Raw genomic sequence first — 14660 nt, forward strand, 5'->3', positions numbered from 1 at the left:
TTAAACCATAAAAATCATATTCCTAAAAATCATATCCAATACTCAAATAAAACTTTGCTTGTCCTCTTACATCATCTTCTACCCCCCAAGCTGTATCAAAACGAGTAAAGTAATTAAATATTTTGCTACGTACTCCAATCCCATATCCCCACAAAAAAGGGTCTTTAAAATTAGATACTTTGGCATAAAATGGATTTCCTTGCTCTCCTCCAACTTCTACTGTATTAAGTGCATTTTCTCTATTAAAGGGACTAATTCCTGTCCAAGCTGAACCAATATCATTGAAGGCAATAAACTGTAAGTTTTGGAAGAATGTAGAACGAATTGTTCCTCTATATAAAAGCTGTGCAATCGGTACACGCAATTCTATATTTGTAAGTAAAAAGTTGTTGCCTGAAAGTTTAGTGTAATCAAAACCACGCATTGGTGTAGCATAACGCAAAAATAAATAATCACTATAATCATTTTCATACGCTGTCGGATCATCAGTATCCAAGTAAAAAGGGTCAGTTTGTGATAACTCATCAGGACTAGGCTGTCTTTGGAAAATCCAATTATCTACTCCTCCTAATCTAAAGTTTTTAGGTGCATTTCCAAACGATTTTCCATAAGCAAAACGAGCAGCTAAAGTTACTTTTCTTCCAAGTGGAATATAATGACGAGCATCAATCGAAATATTAGTAAATGTTTCATTACTATAATTTAAACCTTGATAATGGTCAATGGTAGCTCTAAATTTCGAACCTTCTAATGTATTGGGTCCTGTAATGGTACTATTATCAAATACAAATTCTGCACTTGTACCTCCATAACGAGTGATTTTGTCTGGAAAAGCCTGTACGGCTGGGTTGATTTCGCTAGTAGCAAAAAATTGCTTTTGTGCCAAAAATGGCGATAGAGTAACTCGTGTAGTTACATTTAATGGATAAGAAATTGTTCCAGATAGTTTACTCAAATAATACCTATGAATAAAAAAAGGTGTCAAAAGTTCATAGCCTTGACGGTCAAAACGTGCGCCATAATCAATTCTATTTTTTAAATATTTATATTCAGCGAAGAGCATTCCACTTTGAATATCGAAAAAGCCACGATTGAATAATCCTGCTTTTAATTTATGATTTTCAAGAGCATCACTCATCGAAACTTCTAAAAGCAAACCAAAATTACGTAGAGGGTCAAGTGCAATCGTTGTTACACTTCTTTCAAAGGCAAATTTATTATGATACTCTAAAGGTCCTCTAACAGTTATTTTTTGATTTTCTTTATCTTTTGCTCGCTGTGCAAAATAATCATAATCTTTCAGAAGACGTTTTTTTCGTGTAGGTTCGTTCTCGTTTTGCGTATTTCCATACGTATCAAACTCATAACCATCTTTTTCTTTTTTGTCTTGTGTTTTGGTAGTATCAGAAGAAGAGTTTTGAGAGTTATCATTCCCCAAATCTATATTATCATTTTTATTATCTTTCTTTTGTTTGTCTTCCTCTTGATTTTCTTGTTTTCTTAGCTCTCTCAAAAAACGAGCATCTAAAAGCTGACTTCGGTATGTTTTTCCTGTAAATATTTCGTGTTTGGGAGCTATTGTGGTAGTTAATAATTTTAATTGGTCTTGTTCACGAACTACAAAGGCAATTTTTTCTTTTTCTAAGTCATAGTCATAATCTTCAATTCCTATAAAAAAAGAAGAAACTTGAGCATTTACACCCATTTTTCCTTCTTCTTTTGGAAAGGTATGCAAAAATAGATGACGAATTCCAAGTTCTTCTGTAACATATAAAATGGTATTCTCATCAATAGAAATTGGCTGTGTGGCACTACTATTCTGATTGGTAAGCTGTTGTAAAACTTCCTTTTCAGCAGGATTATACACAAAAAGATTAAAATAAGGAGATTGCTCAATAGTAGGAGATGTTTTGAGGGAATCACTTCTTCGATTGGAACTAAAGACAATTTGATTACTCTTTCCTTTTAAAAAGGAAGGATCAATATCATCATTGCTATCATCTGTGATTTTGGAAAGACGGTTTGCCCCCAAATCAAAGGTGAAAATATCTGATTTCCCTCGCTGTGTGGCACTCAAAACGATTGTTTGTCCTTGCTCATCAAAACTAAAACTTTGAATATTTTCTAGTGTCTTTATTTGATAACTCCCTGTTTCCTTTCCATTCAAGTTATATATTGTGAGGAAATATTTATTTTTTGAGTAGGATAAAACACCTAATTCATTACTATTTTTCCAAGACATTAAAGGTGAGTTTTCATCGTAACGTTGATTGATTACAAATAGTCCTCCTTTTATGAATTTCTTGTTTTTCTTTTTTGTAGAACCATTTACATCCTCTACATAAATTCTGAATTTTCCTTGATTATTTTCTGCATACGCCAAAAGATTTCCATCAGGACTAAAACGAGGATGATGAATATATTGGGATTCTGCTGAAGTAGCTATCAAATTAGTTTTTTCAAAAGTAGAGTATTTATCTATGTCTTTGTATTGATTGCGATAAAATGCTTCCCATCTTCTTAAAAAAGTTTGATAATCAATGCCCAAAGTTCCTTGAATTCCTTCTTTTTCACTTCTTACAATACGTGTCAGATTAAGAATATTCGAAACAGTTGTTTGTCCATATTCTTCTACAATAAAATTCCAAAGCGATTGACCAACAAGGCGAGCATTTTTGCCTCTAAAACTCTCTGGATAAGGAAATTTTTTTGCCATTAGGTTGCTTCTAACAAAATTATCCATTTCTATATTCCAACCTTCTGCTGTATAAGCTGCAGCTCCAGACATCAACCAATCAGGCAAACTAAGCAGAAAAGAACTCTGTAAGGTTTCTTTCAAACTTCCTCCATACATCATCTCAGAAAGTAATGAGGCTGAAATTTCTCTTAAAAGTTCTTTTCGGTAGGCTTCTCTATAGTCTGAAAAAGCAATTTCTACCACTGATTTGCCTAAATTAGTCTGTCCTCCAATATTAAAATCTTGGTCATTGATTCCGATATTGCTCTGTTGAAGTTCGCCGATAGAGCGATAGACAAAAATCTTAGTTTTATTATAAGGTGCAAAGCCCAAAAACTGCGTCATTCTACCAAAATCAGATTCGGCATAACGAGCTGTAAGAAGAGCCATTTCATAACCTCCTTCATAATAATAAATTTCAAAATTATCCGAGGTAATGTATTTCCAATCAAAGTTTTGATACTGAACACGATTTTTTCCAAACTGGTCTTGGTCAGTTGGAAATTGTTGTGCAGAAACTATATTAGAAAATCCTAAAAAAAGGATAACTAAAAATGATAAGGCAGATAAAAAAATATTTTTTTTCATAAAAATTATAAATACAGTCAAAGACAAGCCTTTAACCTACAAGTAAAATATATTTTGCTGTTTAAAAGTCTTTACGTTATATAAATGATAAACATTGCAAAAAGTTGTGAAAACTTGATACTAAATAGCAAAAAAATAGGCGAAAGTAGATTACTCTCGCCTAAAAATAATAACGTTAGAAGAAAAATCTTTGTTAAAAAATCGGTTTATGATGATTTCCTAAATTTTAGAATTAAAGTAGTAGGAATTCAAATCTAAATTCATACTTCTAACTTTATTTACTCTGTTTCGACTTCTAATCCAAATTCTTGTAAAATCTGAGGAAGCCACGCATTCAAGCGTTCTTGTGTCATTTCGGGTTGATTGTCCTCATCTATGGCAAGCCCCATAAATACTCCATCACGTTCTCCTTTTGAGTTTTCGTAGTCATAGCCTTCTTTTGACCAAAAACCGACCAGTTCACCTCCTTTGCTTTCGATGACTTCGCCTATCATTCCGATTGCATCACAAAACCACTCGCCATAGCCCCATTGGTCACCAAGACCAAAAATAGCAATTTTTTTTCCTGTGAAATCAATGTTTTCAAACTCTGGTAAAATTTCTTCCCAGTCGCTTTGAAGTTCGCCATCATACCAAGTAGGTGCGCCCAAAATCAAATATTCGTAAGGAATAACTGCTTGTGCGTCGTGTTCGCCAAAATTGTATAAATCGACAACTTCTTCGCCACCTAGCATTTCTCTAATTTGCATTGATACCGTTTCGGTATTTCCTGTATCTGTTCCGTAAAAAAGTCCTATAATTGCCATACTTTATTTAATTACGAATTATCAATTACGAAATAATTATTCAGCGTAAGCTAATTACGAATTGAATAAATCAAATTCTAGGGGACATTATGCACCCTAATTATATCCTTAATTAAAAATTCTTCTTTTTTATATATAATGATTAAATCAATTAAAAATTCTATTTTTTCTTCTTGAATTGTCCTTGAATGATTGAGCCAAAAAGTCCACCTAAGAGCAGTCCGTAAGCTGTCATATTATACCAAACTGATTTTATTGCACAACTTCCAGTCAAGCAGCCGACTTCTTTCCAGTAGAAAAAGCCAACGATTGCGCCTAGAGTTGCACCAATAATAATGAGTTTTTGTTTTTTTAGAATATTCATAATTGAATGTTGATTTGATTTGTTTTCAAAGTTGGTTCTTTATGAATTCGGTTGCAAATACACTTTATCACTAAAAATAAATCGTATCATTTTCTTGAAATTATGAGTGTATCTAAATCCTCTAGCTACTCTTTTAATTACCTGTATAGTTGAATTAATTCCCTCTAAAATACCATTTGTTAGTTTAGAAGAAAAGTAATTTATAATACCTTCAAAATGACGATATATTGTCTTTGTGAATGGATTTTTGGGTTTTATTTCTTCTGCAAAATCAGCCATAAACAGTAATTGTGCTTTGGCTTCTTCTATTGATTTGTTCTCGTAAAAACTTTCAAGTTTTTCCATACTAAGTACTAGACTATCATAAATTGGTGTTTTCTTTAACTTTTCTAAGTGTTTGTATAATAACTTAATTACATGCCATTTATCAAAAGTAAGAGCTGCATTTGGAAAATATTCATTGGCTGCACTAATGAAAGCAGGAGACATATCAATAGAAATCTCCTTTACTGTATTAGGATTAGGATGGTGTAGAGCTAATTGCTCAAAAGTAGCCCCTGATTTCCCATCTTCTATTGCAATTATTTTTGAAGTTTCCATATCTATAAAAGAAGTGATATAATCATGTCCTTTTTTAGTAGAAGTTTCATCTGCTCCTATTTTTCTAACTGCTCCTAGAGGTGGATTTTCATTTAAGTCTTGCGTATAATAGTGATAAATGTGTTCCACTCGCTGTGTATAAATACCTAGTTGTTTAGCTACTTTTTGAAAACAATGATATATTTTTAGTAAATCCATTACTTTTTGCTCATAAAGTAGAGTAAAACGAGAAAACTCTCTAGAAAAATCTACTTTAAGTTGAGAAGTTTCTTTAGTAATTTTGTTTTGATAAATAGGTAGTTTACAATGAATAAAACAGCGATATTCAAAAATATTTAAATGCTCCCACTCTCTATCTTTATAGCTATGAATACGCCAGTCTTCAAAAGCAGAAGGACGGTAAGTAGAACAAACTTCAACATAAACATGAACCTTTTTGGCTAATTCATCTTTATCAATTTGACGAATATGAAAAGGAGCGACAATATGTAATAATTCATCAAAAACAATTACACTATCCATAAAAATGATATTTGTAATAAAGAGAAAATAAATGCTAATTTAAACATTTGCAACTAAAATCATAAAGAACCTCAAAGTTTTGATGTGTCTGATTTTTCTTAAAATATCTTAACAATTCTATTCCTTTGAGTTTTTGCAAAGGTATTGAAAAGTTATTTAAAATCCTTCTAAATTACCATTTTCCTCTTCTGATTGTTTTTATTTTAAGGAATTAAAGGGTTTTTGATTCTCTCAAAACAATTCCTTGCTACATTTCATTACAAATAAAAATCAAAAACAAATTTTTCAAACTTATTTTTTATATAGATAATGAACGGAAGTACCTCAAATTTTGAAGGCAAAAATATATTAATCATTGGAGCAAGTTCTGGCATCGGACACGCACTTGCCAAACAACTTGAAAATCAAGGAGCTACCCTTTTTACAGCTTCACGAACCAAACCAGAGGGAATAAATTCTACTCATACAGAGCTTGATGTAACAGGAGAAATTGATAATTTGCAGATTCCTGATGAGCTTCACGGACTGGTTTATTGTGCAGGAAGTATAAATTTAAAGCCTTTTGCACGACTAAAAATGAAGGATTTTGAAAATGATTTTCAAGTAAATGTACTTGGTGCAGTAAAAGTAATTCAGCATAGTTTGAAGGCATTGAAAAAAGCTGATACAAGTAGTATTGTTCTTTTTAGTACCGTCGCTTCAAAAGTAGGAATGAATTTTCATGCGAGCATTGCCACAGCAAAATCTGCAGTCGAAGGTTTGGCACAATCATTAGCTGCCGAATTAGCTTCACAAAATACACGAGTAAACGTACTTGCTCCTTCGCTCACAGATACACCACTAGCAAAATCATTGTTATCTACAGAAGATAAAAGAGAAGCATCTGACAAACGCCACCCACTAGGAAGAGTAGGAACAGCCGAAGATTTGGCTGCTGCTGCTGCCTTTTTATTATCCGATGAAAGCACTTGGATAACAGGACAAATATTAGGAGTTGATGGAGGAATGGGAAAAATAAAACTCGTTTAGTAATAGTGATTAGTTTTTAGTGATTAATTATTAGTGGAATACAAATACATTGAATTATTTAATTCATTTATAAGTAAACATTAATAACTAATCACTAACCGTTAATAACTATTTCTTTTCTACCAATTCCAAACTCAACATTCTATCAAAAATATTATTTTGATTAGCGAGTACTGCGATTACATGAGTGATATTTGCAATTATGAGACAAAATTTACCTACGATAGCAATAGCATTCTTGGTATTATACTTACTGACTGTCAATTAGTTATGCTATTTTTCAATCATCGGTACTGCCCTTTCGGGCTGACCTTGATTAAAAGTAGGTTCGTCTCGTTAGAGCAGACCGAAAGTATAAATGCACGATAATTAATTACCAAATCTGATTTTTTAAGTGACAAAATGGTAATTTAGATAGAAAAAATAAAACTATTTTTTAATTTAAAAAAAGGTAGGGTACAATAGAAAAAACGTAATCCCTTCTTATTGATTTCTTTATAAAAAGTCATTTTTTTGCGTTCTAATTCGCCTTCATAAGCTGTCAGTTTTCCATCTTTTCCAATAACTCTATGACAAATTCCATTTGCCGAAGCAACAATACGAATAGCCTTTGCTGTTTTCAGTGTTTCACTGCCGACTTCCACAAAAAATATCAGACAATAAAGAACACAACTGAAAATTTCTTTTTTCCATAATAGTTAGGTTTGAAAATCCAATATTGTGGAAATCTAGCTACTCATTAAATAACTTAATATTTTACTGATAACTGATTTATCTTCTTTCTTTTTGTATTTCTGAAATGGCTGTTTTGATACTTTCCTGAATCGCTTGTATTCTATCTGTTACTTTACTTATTTGATTTCCTTGTGAAAGCATTCTTCGAAGTTGATTTATCTGAGTTTCTAATTCTTTTACTTCCAAAAGACGCAATGTAGCACGTATTTTATGATGAACTAAGGCAAGTTGAGTTTCATAATCAGGTAAATGAGTAGATGCCAAAATTCGATTAAATTCAATTAAATCTGTTTCACTCAACTCTAAAAGTTCTGTATAAAATTCTTTATCTGCACCAGCTAAATTTTTGAAATAAGCATAATTCAAACTTCCCTTTTTATCATTTTCTTGTGGGATTAATGGAACTTGTTTTTGAAGTTGTGTATAACTATGTTGTGCAATTTTTTGATATAACTCGTTGGGATTAAACGGTTTACTCAAAAAATCATTCATTCCCACTTGAACAATTCGCTCTCTTTCATTTAGAAGTGTTGAAGCTGTTAGGGCAATAATTGGAGTAAATTTATTTGTTTCTTGCTCTAAAATTCGCATCTGACGAGCAGACTCATAACCATCCATAACAGGCATTTGCAAATCCATCAAAATAACATCAAAATCATTCTTTTTAAATAAATCTACTGCCATTTCTCCATTCTCAGCTACTTGATATTTTGCACCCCAATTATTCAAAAACTTCTTTACTAATATTTGATTGACTTTATTATCTTCTACAATCAAAATATTTACGCCTCTCAAATTCTTGATATGAGTAGCATCAGGAAGATTAGCTGTAATGGCTTGTACTTTTCCAAGCTGAAAACCAAGTTGAAAACTAAACGTAGAGCCCACCATCATTGTACTCATCACATTGATTGTTCCTCCTTGAAGCTCTACAAGCTGTTTTGTAATCGCTAATCCTAAACCTGTTCCTCCATATTTGCGAGAAGTATCTTCTTCTGCTTGAGAAAAATCTTCAAAAATAGAATTTATTTTCTCTGATGAAATACCAATTCCTGTATCAGAAACGGCAAATAATAATTCTACTTTTTCTGTTTTGTGGTGTAAAAGTCTGACTGTAATAGTAACTGTTCCTTCGTCGGTAAATTTAATTGCATTTCCGATGAGATTATTCAAAATTTGAGAAAGGCGTGTCGAATCTCCAAGTAATGATTTAGGAATGGTTTTGTCGATATTACTACGAAGAAGAATATTTTTTTCATCAGCACGAGCTTTAAAAATTTCGACTGTATTCTGAATCAAAGAAGGCAAATCAAATTCTGCTTGCTCAAAAGCCATTTTACCAGCTTCCATCTTCGAAATATCTAAAACACTATTAATAAGCGAAAGTAAATTTTGTGCCGAAAATTCCAAAATTTCTATATTTTCAGCCATTTCACCCTCCAAACTATCATTTTTCAAAAGATGTGTCATGCCAATAATAGCATTTAGAGGCGTTCTAATTTCGTGACTCATCGTCGACAAAAATTGTTCTTTTGTTTTTGTAGCAGCCTCAGCTTGTTCTTTTGCCTTTTTCAAATCATCATTGGTTGCCATAAGTTCGGAAGTGCGCTCCCTCACTTTGCTTTCCAAATCTTCATTAGCACTTTTGAGTGCATTTACTAATTGTCTGTTTTCGGTACGCAACGAATAGGTTTCTAAAGCCTTATCAATAGTCAAAAGCATTTCGTCTTTATTCCAAGGCTTTACCAAATACCTAAAAATTCCACATTTATTGATAGCTCGCATAATATCCTCTGTATCGCTATAAGCTGTCAGAATAATACGAACTGTGTTTGGATAACTTTCAGCGACTCTTTCCAAAAACTCTACTCCTGTCATTTCTGGCATTTTTTGGTCAGAAATAACAAGCTGAATATCATTAGTTGATAAAACCTCTAATCCTTCTTTTCCAGAAATAGCCGTAAAAATAGTATAATGCCTTCTAAACGAACTTTTAAAAATACGCAAATTACTTTCTTCGTCATCGACATAGAGAATAGAAGATGTTTTTTTAGGCTTTGTATTTATTTCTGTTTCAGAATCAGAAAGTAAAGTCGTTGAATTAGTTGTATTATCTAGGGAATCAGACATTTTATAAAATTTCTTTAAAATATAATTTTTAGTTTTTTATCTCCTTGTTAAAAAATCTTCTTAGCTCAGCTCTTTTCTGTTCTCTTATTTCTTTTCCAGTTATCAAATTCCATTTTTTTGTATCTCTATCAAAAATAAATCTTGCATCAGGAATATAACCCATTGTTCCTCCACAATTAGCAGCTAAAGCAATTTTTTTTCTACTTATAGATTTAATTACCCAGCTTCCTATATTTATATCGACTGTATCACTACCAAAAAACTTATGACTAATATGATAAATCATTTTACCTGCATTTTTTTTGAAGGGTTTACTTAATACTGAATGATAACTCGTTTTTTTATCAAAAAAAATAAATTGATTTAAGTTATTTTGTTGTATTAATAAGTTTTTATCAAATTCTGTTCTAATAAGAATCCGATTATTTGGCTCATTTTCTGTCTTGTTTAAAAATGAAATAGATAAAGTCTTATTATAAAAGGTAGCTAATAAAGAATCTGTAATATTTTGTCCAAATGAATACAACGGAATCAAAAGAAATAAAAAAAGTAGTACTCGCATTAGATTGAATTAGCCTATTAAAAAATAATTTCAACTAAATATATTCATTTTTTCTGTACAATGCCAAAGAATTATCCCCAAACTTACAGAAACATTGAGAGAATGTTTTGTTCCAAATTGAGGAATTTCTAAAGCAGCATCACAATTTTGTAATACTTCTGCATCCACTCCAAAGGCTTCATTACCAAAAACAAAAGCATATTTATCTTCTTTTTTGGGTAAAAATGTATTTAATTTTTGACTTTCAGTCGTTTGTTCGATAGCAAAAATAGAATACCCTTCTTTACGTAAAGCATCAATCGCTTCATTTGTTGTATCAAAATATTCCCATTCTACGGATTCTGTTGCACCTAAAGCTGTTTTCTGAATTTCTCGGTGTGGAGGTTTGGCTGTAATACCACACAAAGCTATTTTTTCAATAGAAAAAGCATCAGAAGTTCGGAAAGCTGCACCTACATTATGTGCGCTTCTGACATTATCCAAGACAATAACTATCGGTTGCTTTTTTTGTTCTTTAAATTCTTCAACTCCAATTCTGTTGAGATTTTCTAAGGAAAGTTGTTTCATAAATAATCATTGATATAATTGGTTATCTGACAATTTTTGTGGAACGTGCAACATGGGTAGTTAACAACTACCATTAATACACTTATTTGCCTTCATGTTCCATAGGAAATTGATATTGGTAACAAAGTTAAGAAGCTAGAAACTGTATTCTGTTCTGTTAGGAACTACACATTGGTAGCATTTAGAATAGGTAGTAAAAAATGCTATGCAACTCCTACGGAGTAGATGAGTTTTAACGTTTCTATTTTTCTACCAAAAAGAAACTCCTAACGGAGTAAAAATCAAAATTTTACAAAAATTGTCAGATAACCATATAATTTTATTTGATGCAAAGTTACAAAAATCTTGTTTTTTATTTATATCATTCCTTTGGCAAAATATTTTACATTTGAATAAAAAAAGCCATAATTGAGTTTCTTGTAAAACTTTCTCAATTATGACAAAAATTAGCTATTTCTTTATTAAATTTTATTATGGTTTGTATTTATGACATAAATAGGTTTTACCCCTATTTTTATTTTTGTTGTGCGACCATTTGTTATGCCCCCACCAACACTTATACTAATTTATTTAAACAAATCCAACTTGTTGATAAATCAAATAAGCAATATAAACAACATAACCAAGAGTAAGGATTGAACCTTCACCTCGGCTTATTTTTCGTCCTTCTCCCAAAAATACAAAAGCAACTACCATCAAACAACCTAGAGCAGTAACTACAATATCTAAATTATTTATATTGGGACTAAATGGAATTGGTCTTACAGTTGCGCTAATTCCCAAGACAAAAAAGATATTAAAAACATTTGAACCTACTACATTACCAATAGCCATATCTGCACTGCCTTTTCTTGCTGCCAAAACAGATACCACTAACTCAGGAAAAGACGTTCCTGCTGCCACTACGGTTAGTCCAATTATTCCTTCGCTTACTCCCCATGATTTTGCAATTTCTACGGCTGCATCTACCATAAATTTTCCCCCTCCAATAAGACCAGCAAAACCACCTAGAAGCATCAAAACAGATAATCCTAAAGGTAACTTTTGTATTTCTTCAGCCTCTTCAATAGATAACTTTTGATCTTTCTGTGCTGAGAAAAATGTATAATACATAAAAACTACAAAGAAAAATAGTAAAATAATTCCATCACTTCTTGTCAGAATAGAGCTACTAGAACCATCAATAAGCATATCATTAGCCAAAATACCAAGCACCAAAGCAGCCAAAAGTCCTAAAGGAATTTCTATCTGAACAGTAGCACGCTTTACAAAAATGGGCGAAATCATAGAACAAATACCCAAAATAGCCAATGTATTAAAAATATTACTTCCCAAAACATTTCCAATCGCAAGGTCAGAGCTTCCACTAGAAGAGGCAAAAAGATTGACAACAAGCTCAGGCGCAGAAGTACCAATCGAAACAACCGTCAGACCAATAATAAGGTCAGAAATATTAAAGCGTTTGGCTATCGATGAAGCACCGTCAGTTACCCAATCTGCTCCCTTAACAAGAACAATGACACTAACTATAAAAATAAGATAATCCATTATGAAATGATTATTGGAATAGAATGATTTAGATTGTTTTCCTAAACTGTTTTGTTTTTCTGAGTAAATAACAAACCATGAACCAAAGGAATTAAAAAGAACCCATTTTTAGACTATCACACCTTTTGAATAGATGAAGGTTCTTTTTTTGAAGAAAAAACTGTATATTCCACTCAAATTGAAGATAGCTTATAGAGAAAATAATTTGCTTGGTTTGACTACCCAAACAAACAAATCAAGCCTAAAAATTATTTTAACTCTAATAAATTCTTAAATTTGTAAATAACACATTTAATTCTCACTAAATAATTTTAGTAAATCAATATATGAAGACACACGATTATATAGAACAAAACAAAGAACGCTTCTTAGAAGAACTTAAAGACTTACTTCGCATCCCTTCTGTAAGTGCTGATAGCAAGTACAAAGCTGATGTTTTTAGAGCAGGCGATTTTTTGAAAGAAAAATTAGAAGAAGCAGGTGCTGATAAAGTAGAACTGTGCCAAACAGCAGGTTATCCTATTGTTTATGGAGAAAAAATTATTGATTCTTCTCTTCCTACAGTTTTAGTTTATGGACATTATGATGTTCAGCCACCAGACCCATTAGACCTTTGGGAAACTCCTCCTTTTGAACCAACTATCAGAGATGAAAAAATTTATGCTCGTGGTGCGTGCGACGACAAAGGACAAATGTATATGCACTTAAAAGCATTTGAAGCTATGATGAAAACAAATTCTTTGCCTTGTAATGTCAAATTTATGATAGAAGGCGAAGAAGAGGTAGGCTCAGATAACTTAGGAATTTTTGTGCAAAATAACAGAGAAAAATTAGCTGCTGATGTAATTTTGATTTCTGATACTGGAATGATTGCCAATGATATTCCTTCTGTAACAGTTGGTTTGCGTGGTCTTTCGTATGTAGAAGTAGAGGTTACAGGTCCTAATCGTGATTTGCATTCAGGGCTTTATGGTGGTGCTGTTCCGAATCCAATCAATGTTCTTTGTGATATGATTGCTTCTTTGAAAGATGAGGACGGACGTATTACAGTAGAAAATTTTTATGATGATGTAGAAGACCTTTCAAAAGAAGAGCGTACAAAAATGGCAGAAGCTCCTTTCTCTTTGGAAGAATATAAAAAATCTATTGGACTAAAAGATGTAGAAGGAGAAAAGGGATATTCTACTTTAGAACGTGCTTCTATCCGTCCGACTTTAGATGTAAACGGAATTTGGGGAGGATATACAGGCGAAGGCGCAAAAACAGTTATCGCATCAAAAGCGTATGCTAAAATTTCTATGCGTTTAGTTCCTAATCAAGATTCTGAAACTATAACAAAACTTTTTAAGAAGCATTTTGAAAAAATTGCTCCTCCTTCTGTAAGCGTTCTTGTAAAACCTCATCATGGAGGCGAACCAGTAGTTACACCAATAGATTCACAAGCATATCAAGCTGCAAGTTTTGCCTATAAGCAAACATTTGATAAAGATCCAATTCCAATGCGTGGAGGTGGAAGTATTCCAATCGTTGCGATGTTCAAATCTGAACTCGGAATTGATAGTATTTTGATGGGCTTTGGCTTAGATTCTGATGCCATTCATTCACCAAATGAACATTACGGACTTTTCAATTATTACAAAGGAATAAATACAATTCCTCATTTCTTCTTCCAATATGCTAAAATTTATAAGCCAGAATTGGTTTAGATTTTAAATAAATATCGTTTGTGGGGACACAAACAACAGCAAGCAGAGTTTTTAAGCAAAAAACGAACTACAATTTATTTTGTGGTTCGTTTTTTTACTTTATCCTTATATTATGTGATTTATCAGCTTTCCCATTTAGTTTTTCATCAAACAAAAATTCTCCCAAATGAGTGCCTTGAAAATCACAAATTTCATAAGCTCCCTTTTCAAAATCTACAGATAAATATATTTTATTTCTATTTTCTCCTGCACTATAAATCTGCCTTATTTTATCTTTAGTTTTATTCAAATCACTAACTTTACTATCAAAACTGTAACCGTTTATAATTGCTACTTTTTGAGCCATTTTACTTATTAAACTATTTTTTTGAGAAGCATTTGAACGAAGATATAATCTAAATTTATCCCAGTCATTATCTACTAAATGATTTGAAATTTCTGTAAGGGGTAAATATTTTAATGATGGATTCCACGAATTAAAATCAAAATTATTCAGTTTCGATTTTTCATATTTTTTTTTTATCTCTTCAAATTTAGAAGGCTCTAAACAATTTTTCCATTCAATTTCAACACGAAGCCATTTTTTAAGCTCTTCAATATTATCAATTTGCTGAATATGTGTGATTTTGGGAAGTTCTGTACGAGATTTTTTGAGTAAAGACAAAAACTTTTCTCTGCCGTAAGGAGAGTTTCCAAAATTGAGAATCAAGAAAGTACAATCTTCTTCAGACTAAACGCACTATAAAATTAATAAAAAAGAGTTAAT

12 protein-coding genes are annotated in these 14660 nt (G+C 31.9%); 2 read left to right on the forward strand and 10 right to left on the reverse strand.

The features are described from left to right. Nucleotides 1-22: 22 nt before the first annotated feature. The 4 genes from ACE193_RS01455 to ACE193_RS01470 all read right to left on the reverse strand — a co-directional run bounded on the left by ACE193_RS01455 (nt 23) and on the right by ACE193_RS01470 (nt 5617). A complete protein-coding gene (locus ACE193_RS01455) occupies nt 23-3325 on the reverse strand; it encodes a hypothetical protein (RefSeq protein WP_375561247.1) in 3303 nt (1100 codons plus the stop codon). A 278-nt stretch (nt 3326-3603) separates the two neighbouring features. Then, the gene (locus ACE193_RS01460) at nt 3604-4131 is read right to left on the reverse strand and encodes a flavodoxin (RefSeq protein ID WP_375561248.1); all 528 of its coding nucleotides are present in this window, start codon (nt 4129-4131) and stop codon (nt 3604-3606) included. A gap of 160 nt (nt 4132-4291) precedes the next feature. Then, entirely contained in the window at nt 4292-4495 is a 204-nt protein-coding gene (locus tag ACE193_RS01465) for a DUF6132 family protein (RefSeq protein WP_375561249.1), read from the reverse strand. A gap of 39 nt (nt 4496-4534) precedes the next feature. Continuing rightward, complete coding sequence (locus ACE193_RS01470; protein WP_375558860.1) at nt 4535-5617, reverse strand: transposase; 1083 nt, start codon at nt 5615-5617, stop codon at nt 4535-4537. 309 nt (nt 5618-5926) lie between these two features. Here ACE193_RS01470 and ACE193_RS01475 point away from each other — a divergent pair, with 309 nt between their 5' ends. Beyond that, complete coding sequence (locus tag ACE193_RS01475) at nt 5927-6646, forward strand: SDR family NAD(P)-dependent oxidoreductase (protein WP_375561250.1); 720 nt, start codon at nt 5927-5929, stop codon at nt 6644-6646. 410 nt (nt 6647-7056) lie between these two features. Here the strand turns inward: ACE193_RS01475 and ACE193_RS01480 are convergent, their stop codons facing one another. The 5 genes from ACE193_RS01480 to ACE193_RS01500 form a co-directional block, all read right to left on the reverse strand. Beyond that, entirely contained in the window at nt 7057-7290 is a 234-nt protein-coding gene (locus tag ACE193_RS01480; RefSeq protein ID WP_375561251.1) for an MGMT family protein, read from the reverse strand. A gap of 127 nt (nt 7291-7417) precedes the next feature. Further along, on the reverse strand, nt 7418-9511 hold the full coding sequence (locus ACE193_RS01485) for a response regulator (protein WP_375561252.1): 2094 nt from the start codon (nt 9509-9511) through the stop codon (nt 7418-7420). Between the two features lie 28 nt (nt 9512-9539). Further along, nucleotides 9540-10073 carry a hypothetical protein gene (locus tag ACE193_RS01490; RefSeq protein WP_375561253.1) on the reverse strand — a complete coding sequence of 178 codons (534 nt, stop codon included), beginning with the start codon at nt 10071-10073 and terminating at the stop codon, nt 9540-9542. Between the two features lie 30 nt (nt 10074-10103). Further along, nucleotides 10104-10640, reverse strand: coding sequence for an RNA methyltransferase (locus tag ACE193_RS01495; RefSeq protein WP_375561254.1), 537 nt, complete (start codon nt 10638-10640; stop codon nt 10104-10106). Between the two features lie 570 nt (nt 10641-11210). Then, complete coding sequence (locus ACE193_RS01500) at nt 11211-12188, reverse strand: calcium/sodium antiporter (protein WP_375561255.1); 978 nt, start codon at nt 12186-12188, stop codon at nt 11211-11213. Nucleotides 12189-12514: 326 nt separating this feature from the next. On the opposite strand from ACE193_RS01500, the gene ACE193_RS01505 reads away from it, so the two are divergent. Next, the gene (locus ACE193_RS01505; RefSeq protein ID WP_375561256.1) at nt 12515-13894 is read left to right on the forward strand and encodes a dipeptidase; all 1380 of its coding nucleotides are present in this window, start codon (nt 12515-12517) and stop codon (nt 13892-13894) included. A 94-nt stretch (nt 13895-13988) separates the two neighbouring features. Here ACE193_RS01505 and ACE193_RS01510 read toward each other — a convergent pair whose 3' ends face one another. Then, a complete protein-coding gene (locus ACE193_RS01510; RefSeq protein WP_375561257.1) occupies nt 13989-14603 on the reverse strand; it encodes a hypothetical protein in 615 nt (204 codons plus the stop codon). Nucleotides 14604-14660 lie beyond the last annotated feature (57 nt).

The sequence above is a fragment of the Bernardetia aquimarina genome (assembly GCF_042180575.1).
Taxonomy (GTDB): domain Bacteria; phylum Bacteroidota; class Bacteroidia; order Cytophagales; family Bernardetiaceae; genus Bernardetia.

What these genes read in the sequence shown, in the direction of transcription:
- ACE193_RS01460 (WP_375561248.1), bottom strand. Translation starts at nt 4,131, where the DNA reads ATGGCAATTATAGGACTTTTTTACGGAACAGATACAGGAAATACCGAA.
- ACE193_RS01500 (WP_375561255.1), bottom strand. Translation starts at nt 12,188, where the DNA reads ATGGATTATCTTATTTTTATAGTTAGTGTCATTGTTCTTGTTAAGGGA.
- ACE193_RS01505 (WP_375561256.1), top strand. Translation starts at nt 12,515, where the DNA reads ATGAAGACACACGATTATATAGAACAAAACAAAGAACGCTTCTTAGAA.
- ACE193_RS01490 (WP_375561253.1), bottom strand. Translation starts at nt 10,073, where the DNA reads ATGCGAGTACTACTTTTTTTATTTCTTTTGATTCCGTTGTATTCATTT.
- ACE193_RS01470 (WP_375558860.1), bottom strand. Translation starts at nt 5,617, where the DNA reads ATGGATAGTGTAATTGTTTTTGATGAATTATTACATATTGTCGCTCCT.
- ACE193_RS01485 (WP_375561252.1), bottom strand. Translation starts at nt 9,511, where the DNA reads ATGTCTGATTCCCTAGATAATACAACTAATTCAACGACTTTACTTTCT.
- ACE193_RS01465 (WP_375561249.1), bottom strand. Translation starts at nt 4,495, where the DNA reads ATGAATATTCTAAAAAAACAAAAACTCATTATTATTGGTGCAACTCTA.
- ACE193_RS01475 (WP_375561250.1), top strand. Translation starts at nt 5,927, where the DNA reads ATGAACGGAAGTACCTCAAATTTTGAAGGCAAAAATATATTAATCATT.
- ACE193_RS01455 (WP_375561247.1), bottom strand. Translation starts at nt 3,325, where the DNA reads ATGAAAAAAAATATTTTTTTATCTGCCTTATCATTTTTAGTTATCCTT.
- ACE193_RS01495 (WP_375561254.1), bottom strand. Translation starts at nt 10,640, where the DNA reads ATGAAACAACTTTCCTTAGAAAATCTCAACAGAATTGGAGTTGAAGAA.